This is a genomic window from Pantoea sp. M_9, assembly GCF_008631385.1.
In the GTDB taxonomy this organism is placed as follows: Bacteria; Pseudomonadota; Gammaproteobacteria; order Enterobacterales; family Enterobacteriaceae; genus Pantoea; species Pantoea eucrina.
On record NZ_VWUF01000018.1, the window covers coordinates 1 to 16,164 of the forward strand.

Here is a 16,164-nt window from a genome sequence, read left to right on the forward strand (position 1 = left end):
TCTGGAGCGGGAAACGAGACTCGAACTCGCGACCCCGACCTTGGCAAGGTCGTGCTCTACCAACTGAGCTATTCCCGCATCATCATTGCGATTACCTCGGCGTAACCTTCACGCGGGGGATAAACGCTGATGCTTTACTGCTGCGCACCACACGAAATTCTTCATCGGTACGGGGTGCGCATTATACGAGAATTCGTTTTTGCCGCAAGCCTCTTATCGCAAAATTTTGCGCTTTCAGCGCGTTTGCTGCTTTAATCGACAAAATGATGCTTTACTGTGCATTTCAGACCGTTAAAGCTGTAAAAAATGCTCGCGATAGTATGCCAGCTCCGCGATCGACTCGCGAATATCATCCAGCGCCTGGTGCGTACCCGCTTTTTTAAAGCCCGGCAGGATCTGCGGTTTCCAGCGTCGCGCCAGCTCTTTCAGCGTGCTGACATCCAGATAGCGGTAATGGAAGTAGGCTTCCAGCTCTGGCATATAGTTAAACAGAAAACGGCGATCCTGACCGATGCTGTTGCCGCAAATCGGTGAAGTGTTAGCGGGCACCCACTGCTGCAGAAACGCCAGCGTGGCTTGTTCAGCCGCCCGATCGTCATACTGGCTCGTTTTGACCCGCTTCACCAGGCCACTGCCGGTATGGGTGCGCACGTTCCACTCATCCATCAGAGCCAGCTGCTCATCAGACTGATGCACCGCCAGTACCGGCCCCTCTGCGAGCACATTTAAGTTTGCGTCTGTAACGATCGTCGCGATCTCGATAATGCGATCGCGTACCGGATCGAGTCCGGTCATTTCAAGGTCGATCCAGATCAGGTTATTTTCGTTTCCAGCTGTCATCTATTTTCCATCCGTTGCCAGTGTCGTCATTCGACCGCGTTAAGGTGTATCATAGACGTTTTGCCCAGCGGGGCGAAGCCTGGCGAAAGCGTGAGAGGATGCGTGAGCAAAAATAAACTGTCGAAGGGTCAACAACGTCGCGTAAGCGCAAACCATCAGCGTCGTCTGCAGCAACGGAGTGAAAAACCGGAGCCTGATGATAGCCTGTTTGGCGATGCGTCTGAGGGCGTGGTGATCAGCCGCTTTGGCATGCACGCAGATGTCGAAGACCAGGCGGGTGAAGTGCATCGCTGTAATATCCGTCGCACTATCCGCTCGCTGGTTACCGGCGATCGCGTTGTATGGCGTGCAGCGAATGAAAATGGCGGTAAAGGTATCGTTGAAGCGGTACACGAGCGTAAAAGCGTGCTGACCCGCCCCGATTTTTATGACGGCGTAAAGCCTATCGCGGCCAATATCGATCAGATCATGATCGTATCAGCTATTCTGCCGGAGCTTTCGCTCAATATTATCGACCGCTATCTGGTCGCCAGCGAAACGCTGGGTATCGAGCCGTTACTGGTACTCAATAAGATCGATCTGCTGGATAGCGACGCACGCGCGTTTGTTGATGAGCAGATGGATATCTATCGCCATATCGGTTATCGCGTGCTGATGGTCTCCAGCTACGCACAGGATGGCCTGAAAGATCTGGAAGCGGCACTGACCGGGCGCGTCAGCATTTTTGCCGGCCAGTCAGGCGTGGGTAAATCGAGCCTGCTTAACCGGCTGCTGGGACTCGATGTTGCCGGCAGTGAGATCCTGACCAATGACGTGTCGGATGTGTCCGGACTGGGTCAGCACACCACGACCGCCTCACGTCTTTACCACTGCCCGCACGGCGGCGATGTGATTGACTCGCCCGGTGTACGTGAATTTGGCCTGTGGCACCTTGAGCCGGAACAGGTTACCCGCGGGTTTATCGAATTCCGCGAATTTCTCGGCAGCTGTAAGTTCCGCGACTGCAAGCACGATACCGATCCCGGCTGCGCAATCCGCGAAGCGGTAGAGAATGGCCTGATTAACGCGTCGCGCTTTGATAATTACCACCGTATTCTGGAGAGTATGGCGCAGGTAAAAACGCGTAAAAACTTTTCTGCCGATGAAGATTGATCGGTAAAACGACATAGTCGCTAACTCACCGGGGCGCTGCTACAATCCGCCCCCTTTTTACGTAAACCACAGGTATTAAGCCAGGAGGCAACGGTGTTTGATCGTTTTAAACTCGGCCTGAATCATATTCTGCCTAAGAAGGCGCTGACCGAACTCGCCGGCTGGGGCGCCAGTCGCCGCGGTGGCTGGCTGACCAAAGCGGTCATTGATGCTTTCGTCTGGTTCTATAAAGTTGATATGGCGGAAGCCAGTAAGCCGCATACCGGCAGCTATCGCACGTTCAACGATTTCTTTGTCCGCCCGCTGAAAGAGGGTGCCCGCCCTGTCGATCCTGACGCCTCGCTGCTGGCGCTGCCGTGTGACGGCGCAATCAGCCAGCTGGGCCGCATCACCGGCGATCAGATTTTTCAGGCGAAAGGACACTACTATACGCTGCAGGCGCTGCTGGCAGGCAACGACGAGCTGGCAGAGAAGTTTATTGATGGGGAGTTCGTTACCACTTATCTTGCCCCACGCGACTACCACCGGGTGCATATGCCCTGCAACGGCATCCTGCGTGAAATGATCTATGTGCCGGGCGACCTCTACTCCGTTAACCCGCTCACGGCGCGCAATATTCCTAATCTGTTTGCGCGTAATGAACGCGTTATCTGCGTCTTTGATACCGATCACGGCCCGATGGTGCAGATTCTGGTGGGTGCCACTATTGTCGGCAGTATTGAAACTGTCTGGGCAGGAACCGTGACGCCACCGCGTGAAGGTGTGATCAAACGCTGGCGCTACCCTTCTGCCGAACATGATGGTGCGGTCGTACTGCTGAAAGGTCAGGAAATGGGCCGTTTCAAGCTGGGCTCAACCGTGATCAACCTGTTTGCTCCTGACCGGGTAAAACTGGCGGAAAGCCTGGAGGCGGAAAGTAAAACGCGTCTCGGCCAGCCGCTGGCTATTGCACTGCCGCAGTCTGGCGACAGCGCCCCGCTGACTCACTAATCAGAGACCTGCTCCCGTGCGCGCTTTCCTTGTTCTACTGCTGAGCCTTGTGCTCAGCAGCCCTCTCTGTGCCGCCTCCCTCCCCTCCACCACGCAGCTGCAGCAGGAGCTGGATGAGGCAAAATCCGCTAAAAACAGCCCTGCACAAACCGAACAGGTGCAGGCACTGGAAGCGGCCATCAATTTTCTCTCTGAACGCAGCGACTCGCTGGAGCGGGCGAAGCAGTATCAGCAGGTGATCGACGATTTTCCCCGGCTGGCACGCGAACTGCGCCAGCAGATCGCCACGCTGAACGAGACCAGCAAACCCGTACGCAGCAATATGAGCAATGCGGAACTGGATCAGGAAATACTCCAGGTCAGCAGCCAGCTGCTGGAAGAGGGACGGCAGGCGCAGCAGGAGCAGGACCGCGCACGTGAAATCAGCGACTCGCTGGCGCAGCTGCCGCAGCAGCAGACCGATGCGCGCCGTGCTATGACGGAGAATGAGCGTCGCGCGCAGGGCGTTTCAAACAGCGCGTCGCCCCTTGCCCAGGCGCAGATGTATGCCCGTCAGGCAGAAAGCGCAGCGAGCAAAGCCCGCGTAGATGAGCTGGAGCTGGCGCAGCTCTCAGCCAATAACCGTCAGGAACTGGCCCGCATGCGGGCAGAAGTGCATCAGCGGAAAGCCACGCAGCTGGATAACTATCTGCAGGCGCTGCGCAGCCAGCTGAACAATCAGCGTCAGCGCGAGGCGGAGCTGGCGCTGGAGCGTACGGAGCAGCTGGCGGAAAACAGTGGCGATCTGCCGCCCACGATTAGCGAGCAGCTGCGTATTAATCGTCAGCTCTCTGCCGATCTGAATCAGCAGGCGCAGCGTATGGATCTGGTCGCCTCGCAGCAGCGTCTGGCAACGAATCAGACGCTGCAGGTACGCCAGGCGCTGAGCACGCTGCGCGAGCAGTCGCAGTGGCTGGGCGCCTCTAATTTGCTGGGTGAAGCGCTGCGCGCGCAGGTAGCCCGTCTGCCCGATATGCCAAAAGCACAGCAGATCGATAGCGAAATGGGTGAGCTACGGGTGCAGCGGCTGCACTATGAGTCACTGCTCGAACGTCAGCAGACATTGCGTAAAGAGAAGCAGGAAGATGGCACGCCTTATACCAGCGAGCAGAGCCGGATCCTGGACGCGCAGCTGCGCACCCAGCGTGAACTGCTTAATTCGCTGATCTCCGGCTGCGATACGCTGATTCTGGAGATCACCAAGCTCCGGGTGTCTAACACGCAGCTGCAGGATGCGCTCAGCGAAGTTAAAGAGGCGACGCACCGTTACCTCTTCTGGACGGCGGATGTCAGTCCGGTGGGCCTGAAGTACCCCCTTGAGGTAGCAAGCGCCCTCACCCGCCTGCTGTCGCTGGATACGCTGGGCCAGATGGGCAAAGCGCTGGCCATGATGTTTACCAGTCGCGAAACGGTGCTGCCGATTATGGGTGCCGTGCTGCTGGTGGGTTTCAGCATCAGCTCACGCCGCCACTACAACGCGTTTATGGCGCGCGCCGCCAGCCGCGTGGGCAAAGTGACACAGGATCGCTTCAGCCTGACGCTGCGTACGGTGTTCTGGTCCATTCTGGTGGCGCTGCCGCTGCCGGTGCTCTGGGCGGCGCTGGGTTATGGCCTGCAGCATGCGTGGCCCTATCCGTTTGCCGTGGCGATAGGGGATGGCATTACCGCCACGCTGCCACTGCTGTGGGCGTTTATGATCAGCGCCGCCTTTGCCCGTCATGACGGCCTGTTTGTCGTGCATTTTCGCTGGCCGCAGACGCGGGTAGCGCGCGCCATGCGCTACTATTCGCTGACCGTGGGGCTGATTGTACCGCTGATCATGCTGCTGATCGCCTTTGGCAACCTGGAAGATCCGCAGTTTTCCGCGACGCTGGGCCGACTCTGTTTTGTGCTGATCTGCGGCGCACTGAGCATTGTCACGGTCAGCCTGAAGCGCGCCGGTATTCCGCTTTATCTTGATAAAGAGGGCAGCGGAGATAATTTTGTCAATCGCATCCTGTGGAACCTGATGATCGCCATTCCGCTGGTAGCTGCTTTTGCATCCTGCATTGGCTATCTGGCAACCGCCCAGGCGCTGCTGGCTCGCCTGGAAACCTCAGTCTGTATCTGGTTCTTCCTGCTGGTGATTTATCACATTATTCGCCGCTGGATGCTGATTCAGCGCCGACGCATTGCGTTCGATCGCGCCCGCCAGCGTCGTGCCGATATGCTGGCCAACCGCGCGCGCAGTGAAGAAGAAAAAGAGCAGCAGAGCGCCACCAATACTGACACCATTGAAATTGATGAGCCGGTGATTGACCTCGATGCCATCAGTGCGCAGTCGCTGCGGCTGGTGCGTTCAATCCTGACGCTGATTGCGCTGGTATCGGTGATCCTGCTCTGGTCGGAAATCCACTCCGCGTTTAGCTTCCTCGATAACATTCCGCTCTGGGATGCCAGTACCACGGTTCAGGGCGTTGAGAGCGTGCAGCCTATCACGCTGGGTGCAGTACTCATCGCCATTCTGGTGCTGATCATCACCACGCAGCTGGTTCGCAATATGCCGGCGCTGCTGGAGCTGGCGCTGCTGCAGCATCTCAGCCTCGCGCCGGGTACCGGCTACGCGATTACGACGCTGACCAAATATGCGCTGATGCTGATGGGCGGCCTGATTGGCTTCTCTATGATTGGCGTGGAGTGGTCAAAGCTGCAGTGGCTGGTCGCTGCGCTGGGTCTTGGGCTCGGATTTGGCCTGCAGGAAATTTTTGCCAACTTTATCTCCGGCCTGATTATCCTGTTTGAAAAACCGATCCGCATCGGCGATACCGTCACCATTCGCGATCTAACCGGCAGTATCACGCGTATTAACACCCGCGCGACTACTATTACCGACTGGGACCGCAAAGAGATTATCGTGCCCAATAAAGCGTTTATTACCGAGCAGTTCGTGAACTGGTCTTTGTCAGATTCCGTTACGCGTGTGGTGCTGACGATTCCGGCGCCGGCGCGCGTGAACAGTGAAGAAGCTACCACCATACTGAAACAGGCGGCCGAGCGCTGCACCTACGTGCTGGATATGCCGCCGCCGGAAGTTTACCTGGTGGACCTGCAGCAGGGTATTCAGCTCTTTGAGCTGCGCGTGCATGCGGCAGAGATGGGCCATCGCATGCCGCTGCGGCATGAGCTGCATCAGCTCATCCTGCGGGGCTTTGCGGAGCACAATATTGAGATGCCTTTCCCGCCCTTCCAGGTACGTATGGAAACGCTGGGACGCAAAACGCCTGCCGGCAATGGCACGGCGGCGACGCAGACCTTTAAATCTGGCGGACTGTAATAAAAACGCCCGGCTGAAGCCGGGCGTTTCACACTGCGTAACAGGATTTACTGCTTCACAAACTCTTCACCCTGCGCAATATCTTTTTTCAGCGTCTCCAGCATACCGTGCAGCGCCTGCTGTTCAAATTCGCTCAGCGTGCCGAGCGGGCGACGTTCGGCAATCCCGTTTTTTCCCAGCAGCAGCGGCTGAGAGAAAAAGCGCGCATACTCACCGTCGCCTTCGACATAGGCGCATTCAACTACGTTGGCCTCACCCTGCAGCGCACGGATCAGCGACAGGCCAAAGCGTGCGGCGGCCTGCCCCATTGAGAGAGTCGCCGATCCGCCACCCGCTTTGGCTTCCACCACTTCGGTGCCGGCGTTCTGAATACGCTTTGTAAGATCGGCGATCTCCTGCTCGCTGAAGCTGACGCCCGGCACCTGCGACAGCAGCGGCAGAATGGTCACGCCAGAGTGGCCGCCCACTACCGGCACCTCTACTTCTCCTGGCTGTTTACCCTTGAGCGCGGCGACAAAGGTATTGGCACGAATGACATCCAGCGTGGAGACGCCAAACAGCCGGTTTTTATCGTAAACGCCAGCTTTTTTCAGCACCTCTGCGGCGATCGCTACGGTGGTATTAACCGGATTGGTAATGACGCCAATCAGCGCTTTGGGTGCCGTGCTGGCTACCTGCGCTATCAGGTTGCGGACAATGCCCGCGTTAACGTTAAACAAATCCGCGCGATCCATGCCGGGCTTACGCGCTACCCCGGCAGAAATCAGAACCACGTCGGCTCCTTTTAACGCCGGGGTGGCATCTTCACCGCTGAAACCTTCAACCGTCACAGCGGTAGGGATATGGCTGAGATCGACCGCCACGCCAGGCGTGACCGGTGCAATATCATAGAGAGAGAGGGCGGAACCCGCGGGTAACTGCGTTTTGAGCAGCAGAGCCAGCGCCTGGCCAATACCGCCAGCGGCTCCGAGAACGGCAAATTTCATCCTGAACTCCTTATTAAGATGGGGCAAAGATATGCCAGAAATCCATCAGCTTACGAGTTTAGTCAACATCTCAGGCGATAGCGACATAGCCGTTGCGCACAGGCAGCCTGCTGCTATCCGCTTCCGATACCGCTCTGTTTCAGAAGCGCCTGAATGATCTTATCGCAGCCAGCAGAGATATACGGCTTTGATCGTCGATCTGGTTGTTACCACGTCAATAGTATAACAACTTTGCAACCTCTGCTTTGCGCGTCAGCGCGCGATTTTGGTGCGTAGCCAGTTTCTGCTAGAATGCCCGTCCCGCGCGGACGTATGGCGAAAGTCTCTGCTGACGCATTGCATAAAAATTCATCTAAATGCATAATAATTTATCAGCTGCAGGCTTGTTGCCTGCTGCGCCTCTCATTCATTGGTAGCTTATGCGTAATCCTTCAAAACAAGACGACCTTATCAAGGCATTCAAAGCTTTGCTTAAAGAAGAAAAATTCAGCTCTCAGGGCGAAATCGTGCAGGCGCTGCAGGAAGATGGCTTTGAAAATATCAATCAGTCAAAAGTCTCCCGCATGCTGACAAAGTTTGGCGCCGTACGCACGCGCAACGCAAAAATGGAGATGGTCTATTGCCTGCCCGCTGAACTGGGTGTCCCTACCGCTACCAGCCCGCTGAAAAACCTGGTGCTGGATATCGATTACAATGAAGCGCTGGTTGTGATTCATACCAGTCCGGGCGCCGCGCAGCTGATTGCCCGCCTGCTCGATTCCCTCGGCAAAGCGGAAGGAATTCTGGGTACTATCGCCGGCGATGACACCATTTTCATCACCCCGGCGCGCGCTTTTACCGTCAAGCAGCTCTATGACGCGGTACTGGTGCTGTTTGAGCAGGAGCTGTAGCACTTCTCTGCCGGCGGCCAGTCTGCCGGCACCTTCTGGCGTTCAGATACCTGATATCTTCTGTTACTCCATCCCGCCTTTATCGCTAAAGGTTATCAGGCCTGCTGATATAGGTCAGACCTTTAAGCTCTTGTCACACTCAGCCATATATTCTCCTGCCTGTAACCACTCTTTCACCCGTTTTAACTGATTTTCTCGCCAGCATGCAGCGGCATTGACCATAAACTTTGGCACGAAAAGTTAATTTGACGCAGATCACTGTTTTTGCGAAAAAAAAGAGCCTGACGGATGAAAAATAGCCGATTTTAATAACTTAACGTTATAAAAAGGTGGCATAAGGATAAAGGATAACAACGAAACATTATTAGCGAAGTATTAATTTCCCATGTGATTAGATCTATACTTCTTTTCGTGACGCAAATCACACTAACTAAAAAGATAAAAATCACAGACGAGGAAAATACCATGAACGTTAAAGCGGCTATCGCCACCCTAAGCATTCTCTCTGCACTCTCATTTGGCGCTTCTGCAGCAGATTCTATTTCTGCCGATCAGGCAGCGAACCTGCAGTCGGCCGGCACCATCAGCGTCAGCGGCGTAGGCGGCTCGCCAATGGATATCCACCAGCAGCTGAATGCGAAAGCCGATGCGCAGGGCGCAAAAGCGTATCGTGTTATCGAGGCTTATAACGACAACACGTACCACGCTACAGCTGAACTCTATAAATAACTGTCAACCGGCGTGATATAACGCCGATGCTAATCGACGACCCGCTTACTCTGGTGTAGCTGCAGGTTGTTGATGCTAACGAGGAGATACATCATGAAAATCAAAACAACTCTTGCAACGGCTGGCCTGCTGTCTCTGTTTGCCTTTGGCGCCTCTGCGGCTCAACTGGTTACCAGTGAATCAGCACAAAATCTGCAGCCTGCTGGCAGCACCATCTCAATCAGCGGTACCGGCGGTTCACCAATGGATTATCGCGAACAGCTTTCTCAGAAGGCTGATGCGCAGGGTGCCAGCGCTTACCGCGTTATCGAAGCACGTACCGGCGATAGCTATCACGTGACCGCCGAACTCTATAAGTAATTCCTCGTCACCCCTGACGAACCCTTTGGCCCCGCTTTGCGGGGCCCTTTTTGGATTGTATTACTGAGCGGTAAAGCGGAGCTGGCCCTCCAGCTCCTCTTCTGCCTTTTCAAATAGCAGGATCAGTGCGCTATACCGGCGTTTCTGCCCTCTCCCCAGATTAACGAAGACAATTTCCAGCGGCAGCGGAAGCTGTTTACCGCTCATCACCCGCCAGAGATCGTCCGGATCGCGAATAGCGGCCTCGTTCAGCATAAAACGCTCGCCAAACTGACTATAGAAGTGGGCCTGATCGACGATTTCATCAAAATCGAAACGCTCGGTTCGCATGCTGTATCCTCCTGCTAAGAGAGACCGCCCAGATGCAGCGCTTTGACTTCCAGGTACTCTTCAATACCCAGCACTGAGCCTTCACGTCCCAGACCTGATTCTTTGATCCCGCCAAACGGCGCCACCTCAGTAGAGACCGCGCACTCATTGATACCGATCATCCCCGCTTCCAGCGCGGCAGCGACGCGGAACACCCGCTGCAGATTCTGCGTATAGAAGTAGGCAGCCAGACCATATTCGGTATCATTCGCCCGCTCGATTACCTCCTCTTCGCTGCTGAAGCGGAAGCAGGCCGCAACCGGACCAAATGTCTCCTCCTGCGCCAGCATCATGCTCTCCTGCGCTTCGGCAATGACCGTGGGCTGCCAGAAATTGCCTCCCAGCGCATGCTGTTCGCCACCGGTGACGATTCGGCCACCTTTACGCACCGCATCCTGCACATGCTCTTCAACTTTTTCCAGCGCGGAGGCAGCGATCAGCGGCCCGACGATCGCGCCTTCGTCCATACCGTTACCGACTTTGAGCTGCTTCACCGCTTCTGCCAGCTGCGTAACAAAGCGATCGTAAATCTGCTCATGGATATAAAAACGATTCACGCTCACGCAGACCTGACCAGCGTTGCGGAATTTATTGGCAATCGCACCCTGTACCGCCGCGTCGATATCCGCATCTTCAAAGACGATATATGGCGCGTTGCCGCCCAGTTCCATGGAGACCTTTTTCATCGTCTCAGCCGCATTGCGCATCAGCGTTTTACCCACGGCAGTGGAACCGGTAAACGAGATTTTGCGCACCGCGCGTGAGGCCATAATAGCGTCGCTGATCGCCTGGGTATCGCCCGCAACGGCATTGAGCACGCCGTCCGGCACGCCAGCCTGCTGCGCCAGGGCTATCAGGGCAAATGCGCTGAGCGGTGTATTATTTGCCGGTTTGATAATTCCGGTGCAGCCTGCGGCCAGCGCCGGCCCAAGCTTACGGGTCAGCATTGCCATCGGGAAATTCCAGGGGGTGATCGCCGCGACCACGCCAACCGGTTCACGCGTGGCCAGAATGCGCGAGCCGGGTTTAGCGGGCGGAATAATCTCGCCGTTGGCGCGCTTTGCCTCTTCTGCAAACCACTGAATAAAGCTCGCGGCATACTCTACTTCGCCTTCCGCCTCTTTGACCGGCTTACCCTGCTCGGCGGTCATCAGCTCTGCAAGCCAGCGTTTGTTCTCCACGATCAGCTGATACCAGCGCATCAGGATCCCGGATCGCTCTTTGGCCGTTTTATCCCGCCAGCCTGGAAAAGCGCGCTGCGCGGCAGCGATCGCCTGTTCGGTTTCCGCTTTACCCGCTTTGGCAACGCGGGCAATGACCTCGCCGGTTGCCGGATTGGTTACGTCAAACGTCGCGGAGGCCGCATGCCATTGACCCGCAGCGAAGAAGCCGGTTTTGAAGAGTTCATGTTGCTGCAAAGAAGCGGACATCAGTATTCTCCTGTCAGTATGCATCCGTCAGGAAAGTATAGATGGCAACGCGCAGCCGATTGGTGTCAGCGTGGCATAAACCCGCCGCCGCGCACGGCGGCAGGCTCAAATCTGGATAAGGGTGTTCTGATATTTGTCCAGCATCTGCGTCAGGCGGGCGACCGGCTCCGTGACGCTGGCAGGGGCACTATAATGCGCCAGCTTCTCCTGATAGCCAGCCAGCTCCTGCAACAGTGTCCTGAACGCGTCGCGTCGCTTATCATCACTGCTGGCTGAGATAACCCGGTCCGCGGTGTGCCGCAGCTGCCGGTGATAAGCGGAGAGCTCCGCATTGACCGGCACTTCTGCATTACGCAGCCGCTGATGACCAATGATCAGCGTCAGGGCGATACGGTATTTGTCGATATCGCCCGGAAACAGGTTGAGCAGCAGAAAAAGTTGCTGATAAAGCGCCGGCAGATGATTTTCACGGCGCCGGGCCTGATTGGTCGTCAGCGCTGCAACAGCAGCATACATCAGGCGATTCAGCAGTTTGCGGCCGGTACGCGCTTTGGATTTATCGCGAATCAGCAAAATCACCATCATGGCGACAAAGCTGCCGATCCACTGCCCCAGCGCGTTATCGAGAAACACGTTGAATTCAAACTTCATCGGGTTGTCCAGCACCAGCACATTGATTGTGCCAATCAGCGCGCCCAGCGTGCCAATCTGCCGCCGCTGCACAAAGATACCGCCGACAAAGCCGAGCAGGCCGATGGCGATGCAGAGCAGCAGCGCACTCTGCTGCGTGGCAGGCAGAACCCAGGTGAAGTAGAACAATCCAAGCGGCACGGCGACCGCCATACCGTAAAAGAAATCTTTGGCCATCATCAGCGGATTGGGCATGCGCATCGCCAGTGCGGTGATCACCCCCAGCATGACCATGCAGCCGCTGCCGGAGGTCCAGCCGGTATAGAGCCAGAACAGGGCCCCCAGCGCGGTGGCGACAAAGGTGCGAATACCGTTGATCATCGCATGGTGAGTTTCAGCCGAGCGGGCCTGAACGATAATCTCCCGCTGCAGGATGTTCTCTTCAAGGGCGCTGATACGGCTGTTGCATTTAATCCCTTTGATCAGCAGCAGATATTCAGTCGCTGCTCCGGTCCAGCTCGCCAGCGTGACCGGAACCGTTTTGCTGCTGTCACTGATAACGCGCCGCAGCACTTTCATGCGCTTATGTACCTCACCGGCGCTGTTTGCCTCTTTCTCCAGCAGCAGCCGGAACTGCGGCGGAATATAGTCGGGCCGGGAGTTCTGGATAAGGAACGTTTCAGCGGCCTGCGTAATCAGCGTCAGCGACAGCGTATTAAGCATCTTTAGCCGGCGACTGCTGTTCTGCCAGCGAGATGACTCCATCATTAGCTGGCTGCGCATGCCGTTCAGGGCAGTGGTGCGGCGCACCAGCGCGCTCCAGGCTTTGTCCACCTCATCTTTATCTTCATGCGCAACGCAGAGCTGCAGCAGTTTGTAGTGCGCCACCAGCAGCGCATCCACTTCAGCATCTATGACTTTTTTAATGGAGCGCGGTGAAAACAGCATATCTGCCAGAATCGCACAGAGGATCCCGATCACAATTTCGCTGCAGCGTTCAACGGCAAACTGGGGAGCCAGCGTCAGCCCGCCGGTTGCGTCAGCGGTGACGACGATAATCAGCGCCGTGTAACCTGCCAGCCCAAGCGCATAGGAGTTTTCAACTTTGATCAGCGAAGAGAGCCAGACGCAGAAACCGGCCCACATGCAGCACAGCAGCAGCATCACGACCGGCGCACGCACGGTGGTGATCATGATAGTCAGCGCGGCGATACAGCCGATAAAGGTGCCGATAATGCGCAATACGCCGCGATAGCGCAGCGCGCCGGAGTAGGGATCGCCGCCAGCTGCAAAGGCGGTACCGCCAGCGACAATACCGGCCGTCATCACCGCCCAGCGCGGCGTTTCCAGATGAAAGTGAAAGCCAATCATCAGCGCGGCCACCAGCGCAAACGTCAGCTTGATCGGGAAACGCAAAAACTCAATCATTACGCCCCCGCTTAACCAAACTCACGCAGGCGATTGAAGAATTGCGCCAGCGGCGAGACGTTGGTCTGCCGATCCTGCTCACCGGTGATCACTACGGTCGCGGTTGTGCCTGCCGGGAAGCGGTTGCCAGGCTGGGCATCCAGTCGGATACGCACCGGCACGCGCTGCGCCAGGCGCACCCACTCCAGATTAGAGTCCACCGTTGCCATACCTTTATTATCAATGCTGCTGCTGCTGTTGGTCACCCCGGCAGCCACGCTATCCACCGTGCCGCGTAACACGGTATTGCTGCCCAGCGGCGTGACTTCAGCGCGAAAGCCCGGACGCACGCCGCTGAGTTTGGTCTCTTCCATATAAGCCAGCACGTAGAAAGAGTGCTGCTGTACCAGCGCGACCGCTACGGAGCCGCGCGTAATGAATTCACCCTCATAGACATTGAGGTTGGTCACCCAGCCATCAGAAGGGGCTTTGATCGTGGTACGGTCGAGATCGATAACCGCCAGATCGCGGGTAGCGATCGATTTCGCCAGCTGATGTTCACTGGTCTGCAGATCGCTGTTGGCCTGTTCAATCGCCTCACGCGACATCGCGCTGGTCCCGAGCTGATTACGCCGTCCCGCCTCGCGGCGTTTTTCACTCACCAGCGCCTGATAGTAGTCCACGTCTGCCTGCGCCTGCGCCAGCGCTTTCTGATAGCGCGGCCGGTCGACGATAAACAGCGTATCGCCTTTTTTCACCAGCTGGTTGTCATGCACCGGCACGTCGGTGATGAGACCGGTGACATCAGGTGCGATAGCCACCACATCCGCAGAGAATTTAGCATCGCGTGTCCACGGGGATTCGGTGTAGAACACCCAGGCGCGAAAGACAATCACGACGGCGATGATAACCAGCAGGAGCGTAATCGCGTAACGCGCGATTTTTCTTATGAGCGCTTTCACTTAAAACCTCAGATGAATAGACGGGATACAAGATAAAACACACAGCAATACAGGGCCGTGTTAAACAGGGCCGGATGCCAGACCAGATCGTAGATCCCGCTTGGCGTCAGCACACGTTTCACCAGCCAGAACAGCGCCAGCGAAACCAGTAGTTCAATGAAGATGGGCGGGAAAGATAGCCCGAATACGACAAATACCGGAAGCACACTCATTTCGGTTCCTTAGTTCGACCTTGCCGGGATCGCACCGCTTTTGCCCCCACGCTGTGCCGCACCGGAAATGGTTAAGCAGGCAGCAGAAAAGTGGCAGTAACCTTCAGGCCGCCCTGCGCTAATCATAGCGTATCATCAGCCTGTCTGGTCCGTAACGGAATGCAGTGCATAAACCCAGCGCGCGTATAATAACGTGCCTGACTATATGTTTTCTACAAATCGTGACATAAATCACTTTTTAATCTGAATAAATAACCACACGACTTAGCGCGATATCTGTTTTTGCCAAAGTGGCTAACCGGAGGGCATTTATAGCTGACGCAGCCACAAAAAAGGCTGCCCGCAGGCAGCCTTTATAGTGACAGAGGTTCAGCACCTCAGGCGGTGCCGCCTACGGTGATTTTGTCCAGCTTCAGCGTCGGCTGACCTACGCCAACCGGAACGCTCTGCCCCTCTTTACCGCATACGCCGACGCCTTTATCCAGCGCCAGATCGTTACCGACCATTGAGATTTGCTGCATCGCCTCAATGCCGGAGCCAATCAGCGTAGCGCCTTTGACCGGCCGGGTAACTTTACCCTTCTCAATCAGATACGCCTCTGAGGTAGAGAAGACAAATTTGCCCGAGGTGATATCGACCTGACCACCGCCGAAGTTAGGCGCATAGAGGCCATATTCCACGCTTTCGATGATCTCCTGCGGCGTGGACTTGCCCGCCAGCATGTAGGTATTAGTCATGCGCGGCATCGGCAGATGCGCATACGATTCGCGCCGGCCATTACCGGTTGGCGGCACACCCATCAGGCGCGCGTTCAGCTTGTCCTGGATATAGCCTTTCAGCACGCCATTTTCGATCAGCATATTGTACTGACCCGGAACGCCCTCATCATCCACCGCCAGCGAGCCGCGCAGCCCCTCCAGCGTGCCATCATCCACCACGGTGCAGAGTTCCGAAGCAACCAGCTGACCCATCTTACCGCTGAATACTGACGTTTCACGACGGTTGAAGTCCCCCTCAAGGCCATGTCCTACCGCTTCGTGCAGCAGCACTCCTGGCCAGCCGGCACCCAGCACGACCGGCAGTGCGCCAGCAGGCGCTGCAACTGCAGAGAGGTTAACCAGCGCCATACGCACCGCTTCACGCGCCCAGGCGTCAGCCCGGACGTCACCACTCTCATCAGCGAGGAAAAACTCATAGCCGGTACGCGCGCCGCCGCCGCTTGAGCCGCGCTCGCGCTTGCCCTGATCTTCCACCTGCACGCTGATTGACAGACGCACCAGCGGACGAATATCCGCCGCCAGCGTCCCATCCGTTGCCGCAACCAGCACCTGCTCATAAACGCCGCTCAGGCTGGCATTAACCTCCTGTACGCGCGGGTCGGCCGCGCGCGCTACGCGGTCCACGCGATGCAGCAGGGCGATTTTATCTTCACGCGTCAGGCTGTCGAGCGGGTTAACCGGCGCATAAAGCGAACGTTGCATCACTGCCTGCAGCGTATGTGCGGTGCCATTGCCCTGCTCACGTACAATACTGCGCGCGGCTTCTGAGGACTGTCGCAGGGCGTTCAGGGTGATCTGGTCTGCATAAGCGAAGCCGGTTTTTTCACCGCTTACGGCACGTACGCCAACGCCCTGATCGATGTGGTAGGAGCCATCTTTAATAATTTTATCTTCCAGCACCCAGGACTCATGGAAGCTGGACTGAAAATAGAGATCGGCATAATCCAGACGACGTTCTGAAAGCTGCCCTAACAGGGAATGAAGGTCCTGCTGATTAATGCTGTTCGCAGCTAGTAACTGCTCACTTACCAGATTCAGAGTCATCGTTTCTCACTCATTATGTGCTCAGATAGTCA

At 56.5% G+C, this 16,164-nt stretch carries 14 protein-coding genes and 1 tRNA gene; 6 read left to right on the forward strand and 9 right to left on the reverse strand.

All coding sequences use genetic code 11. From position 1 onward, the window contains the following. Positions 1–2 precede the first annotated feature (2 nt). Positions 3–78 (reverse strand) — tRNA-Gly (locus F3I15_RS16890). A 213-nt stretch (positions 79–291) separates the two neighbouring features. Further along, complete coding sequence (gene orn / locus F3I15_RS16895) at positions 292–840, reverse strand: oligoribonuclease (protein ID WP_150018702.1); 549 nt, start codon at positions 838–840, stop codon at positions 292–294. A 102-nt stretch (positions 841–942) separates the two neighbouring features. Here orn and rsgA point away from each other — a divergent pair, with 102 nt between their 5' ends. The 3 genes from rsgA (at position 943) to mscM (ending at position 6,334) form a co-directional block, all read left to right on the forward strand. After that, positions 943–1,992: a small ribosomal subunit biogenesis GTPase RsgA gene (gene rsgA, locus F3I15_RS16900; protein ID WP_150018703.1), complete on the forward strand. Its 1,050-nt coding sequence runs from the start codon at positions 943–945 to the stop codon at positions 1,990–1,992. A 93-nt stretch (positions 1,993–2,085) separates the two neighbouring features. Beyond that, positions 2,086–2,982, forward strand: coding sequence for an archaetidylserine decarboxylase (gene asd / locus F3I15_RS16905; RefSeq protein ID WP_065648082.1), 897 nt, complete (start codon positions 2,086–2,088; stop codon positions 2,980–2,982). 16 nt (positions 2,983–2,998) lie between these two features. Continuing rightward, the gene (mscM, locus tag F3I15_RS16910) at positions 2,999–6,334 is read left to right on the forward strand and encodes a miniconductance mechanosensitive channel MscM (RefSeq protein WP_150018704.1); all 3,336 of its coding nucleotides are present in this window, start codon (positions 2,999–3,001) and stop codon (positions 6,332–6,334) included. A gap of 47 nt (positions 6,335–6,381) precedes the next feature. Here mscM and mdh read toward each other — a convergent pair whose 3' ends face one another. Beyond that, positions 6,382–7,320 carry a malate dehydrogenase gene (gene mdh / locus F3I15_RS16915; RefSeq protein WP_150018705.1) on the reverse strand — a complete coding sequence of 313 codons (939 nt, stop codon included), beginning with the start codon at positions 7,318–7,320 and terminating at the stop codon, positions 6,382–6,384. A 419-nt stretch (positions 7,321–7,739) separates the two neighbouring features. Between mdh and argR the strand changes: the two genes are divergently transcribed. The 3 genes from argR (at position 7,740) to yhcN (F3I15_RS16930) (ending at position 9,299) form a co-directional block, all read left to right on the forward strand. Beyond that, complete coding sequence (gene argR, locus F3I15_RS16920) at positions 7,740–8,210, forward strand: transcriptional regulator ArgR (RefSeq protein WP_039380667.1); 471 nt, start codon at positions 7,740–7,742, stop codon at positions 8,208–8,210. Positions 8,211–8,675: 465 nt separating this feature from the next. Then, a complete protein-coding gene (gene yhcN / locus F3I15_RS16925; RefSeq protein ID WP_039380669.1) occupies positions 8,676–8,939 on the forward strand; it encodes a peroxide/acid stress response protein YhcN in 264 nt (87 codons plus the stop codon). A gap of 93 nt (positions 8,940–9,032) precedes the next feature. Continuing rightward, on the forward strand, positions 9,033–9,299 hold the full coding sequence (gene yhcN, locus F3I15_RS16930) for a peroxide/acid stress response protein YhcN (protein WP_039380672.1): 267 nt from the start codon (positions 9,033–9,035) through the stop codon (positions 9,297–9,299). A 60-nt stretch (positions 9,300–9,359) separates the two neighbouring features. Here yhcN (F3I15_RS16930) and F3I15_RS16935 read toward each other — a convergent pair whose 3' ends face one another. From F3I15_RS16935 to tldD, 6 genes are all read right to left on the reverse strand, one after another. After that, positions 9,360–9,629 carry a hypothetical protein gene (locus tag F3I15_RS16935; protein ID WP_150018706.1) on the reverse strand — a complete coding sequence of 90 codons (270 nt, stop codon included), beginning with the start codon at positions 9,627–9,629 and terminating at the stop codon, positions 9,360–9,362. A 14-nt stretch (positions 9,630–9,643) separates the two neighbouring features. Further along, a complete protein-coding gene (locus F3I15_RS16940; RefSeq protein ID WP_150018707.1) occupies positions 9,644–11,098 on the reverse strand; it encodes an NAD-dependent succinate-semialdehyde dehydrogenase in 1,455 nt (484 codons plus the stop codon). Between the two features lie 105 nt (positions 11,099–11,203). Next, entirely contained in the window at positions 11,204–13,156 is a 1,953-nt protein-coding gene (gene aaeB / locus F3I15_RS16945) for a p-hydroxybenzoic acid efflux pump subunit AaeB (RefSeq protein WP_150018708.1), read from the reverse strand. Between the two features lie 11 nt (positions 13,157–13,167). Further along, entirely contained in the window at positions 13,168–14,097 is a 930-nt protein-coding gene (gene aaeA, locus F3I15_RS16950) for a p-hydroxybenzoic acid efflux pump subunit AaeA (RefSeq protein WP_094111846.1), read from the reverse strand. Positions 14,098–14,105: 8 nt separating this feature from the next. Beyond that, a complete protein-coding gene (aaeX, locus tag F3I15_RS16955) occupies positions 14,106–14,309 on the reverse strand; it encodes a p-hydroxybenzoic acid efflux pump operon protein AaeX (protein WP_065648072.1) in 204 nt (67 codons plus the stop codon). A 377-nt stretch (positions 14,310–14,686) separates the two neighbouring features. Further along, on the reverse strand, positions 14,687–16,132 hold the full coding sequence (gene tldD / locus F3I15_RS16960) for a metalloprotease TldD (RefSeq protein ID WP_039380688.1): 1,446 nt from the start codon (positions 16,130–16,132) through the stop codon (positions 14,687–14,689). Between the last annotated feature and the right edge of the window lie 32 nt (positions 16,133–16,164).

Excerpts from the sequence above, each read along its gene's own strand:
- yhcN (WP_039380669.1), top strand. The coding sequence starts at position 8,676 with ATGAACGTTAAAGCGGCTATCGCCACCCTAAGCATTCTCTCTGCACTC.
- aaeX (WP_065648072.1), bottom strand. The coding sequence starts at position 14,309 with ATGAGTGTGCTTCCGGTATTTGTCGTATTCGGGCTATCTTTCCCGCCC.
- mdh (WP_150018705.1), bottom strand. The coding sequence starts at position 7,320 with ATGAAATTTGCCGTTCTCGGAGCCGCTGGCGGTATTGGCCAGGCGCTG.
- F3I15_RS16935 (WP_150018706.1), bottom strand. The coding sequence starts at position 9,629 with ATGCGAACCGAGCGTTTCGATTTTGATGAAATCGTCGATCAGGCCCAC.
- argR (WP_039380667.1), top strand. The coding sequence starts at position 7,740 with ATGCGTAATCCTTCAAAACAAGACGACCTTATCAAGGCATTCAAAGCT.
- aaeB (WP_150018708.1), bottom strand. The coding sequence starts at position 13,156 with ATGATTGAGTTTTTGCGTTTCCCGATCAAGCTGACGTTTGCGCTGGTG.
- orn (WP_150018702.1), bottom strand. The coding sequence starts at position 840 with ATGACAGCTGGAAACGAAAATAACCTGATCTGGATCGACCTTGAAATG.
- tldD (WP_039380688.1), bottom strand. The coding sequence starts at position 16,132 with ATGACTCTGAATCTGGTAAGTGAGCAGTTACTAGCTGCGAACAGCATT.
- F3I15_RS16940 (WP_150018707.1), bottom strand. The coding sequence starts at position 11,098 with ATGTCCGCTTCTTTGCAGCAACATGAACTCTTCAAAACCGGCTTCTTC.
- yhcN (WP_039380672.1), top strand. The coding sequence starts at position 9,033 with ATGAAAATCAAAACAACTCTTGCAACGGCTGGCCTGCTGTCTCTGTTT.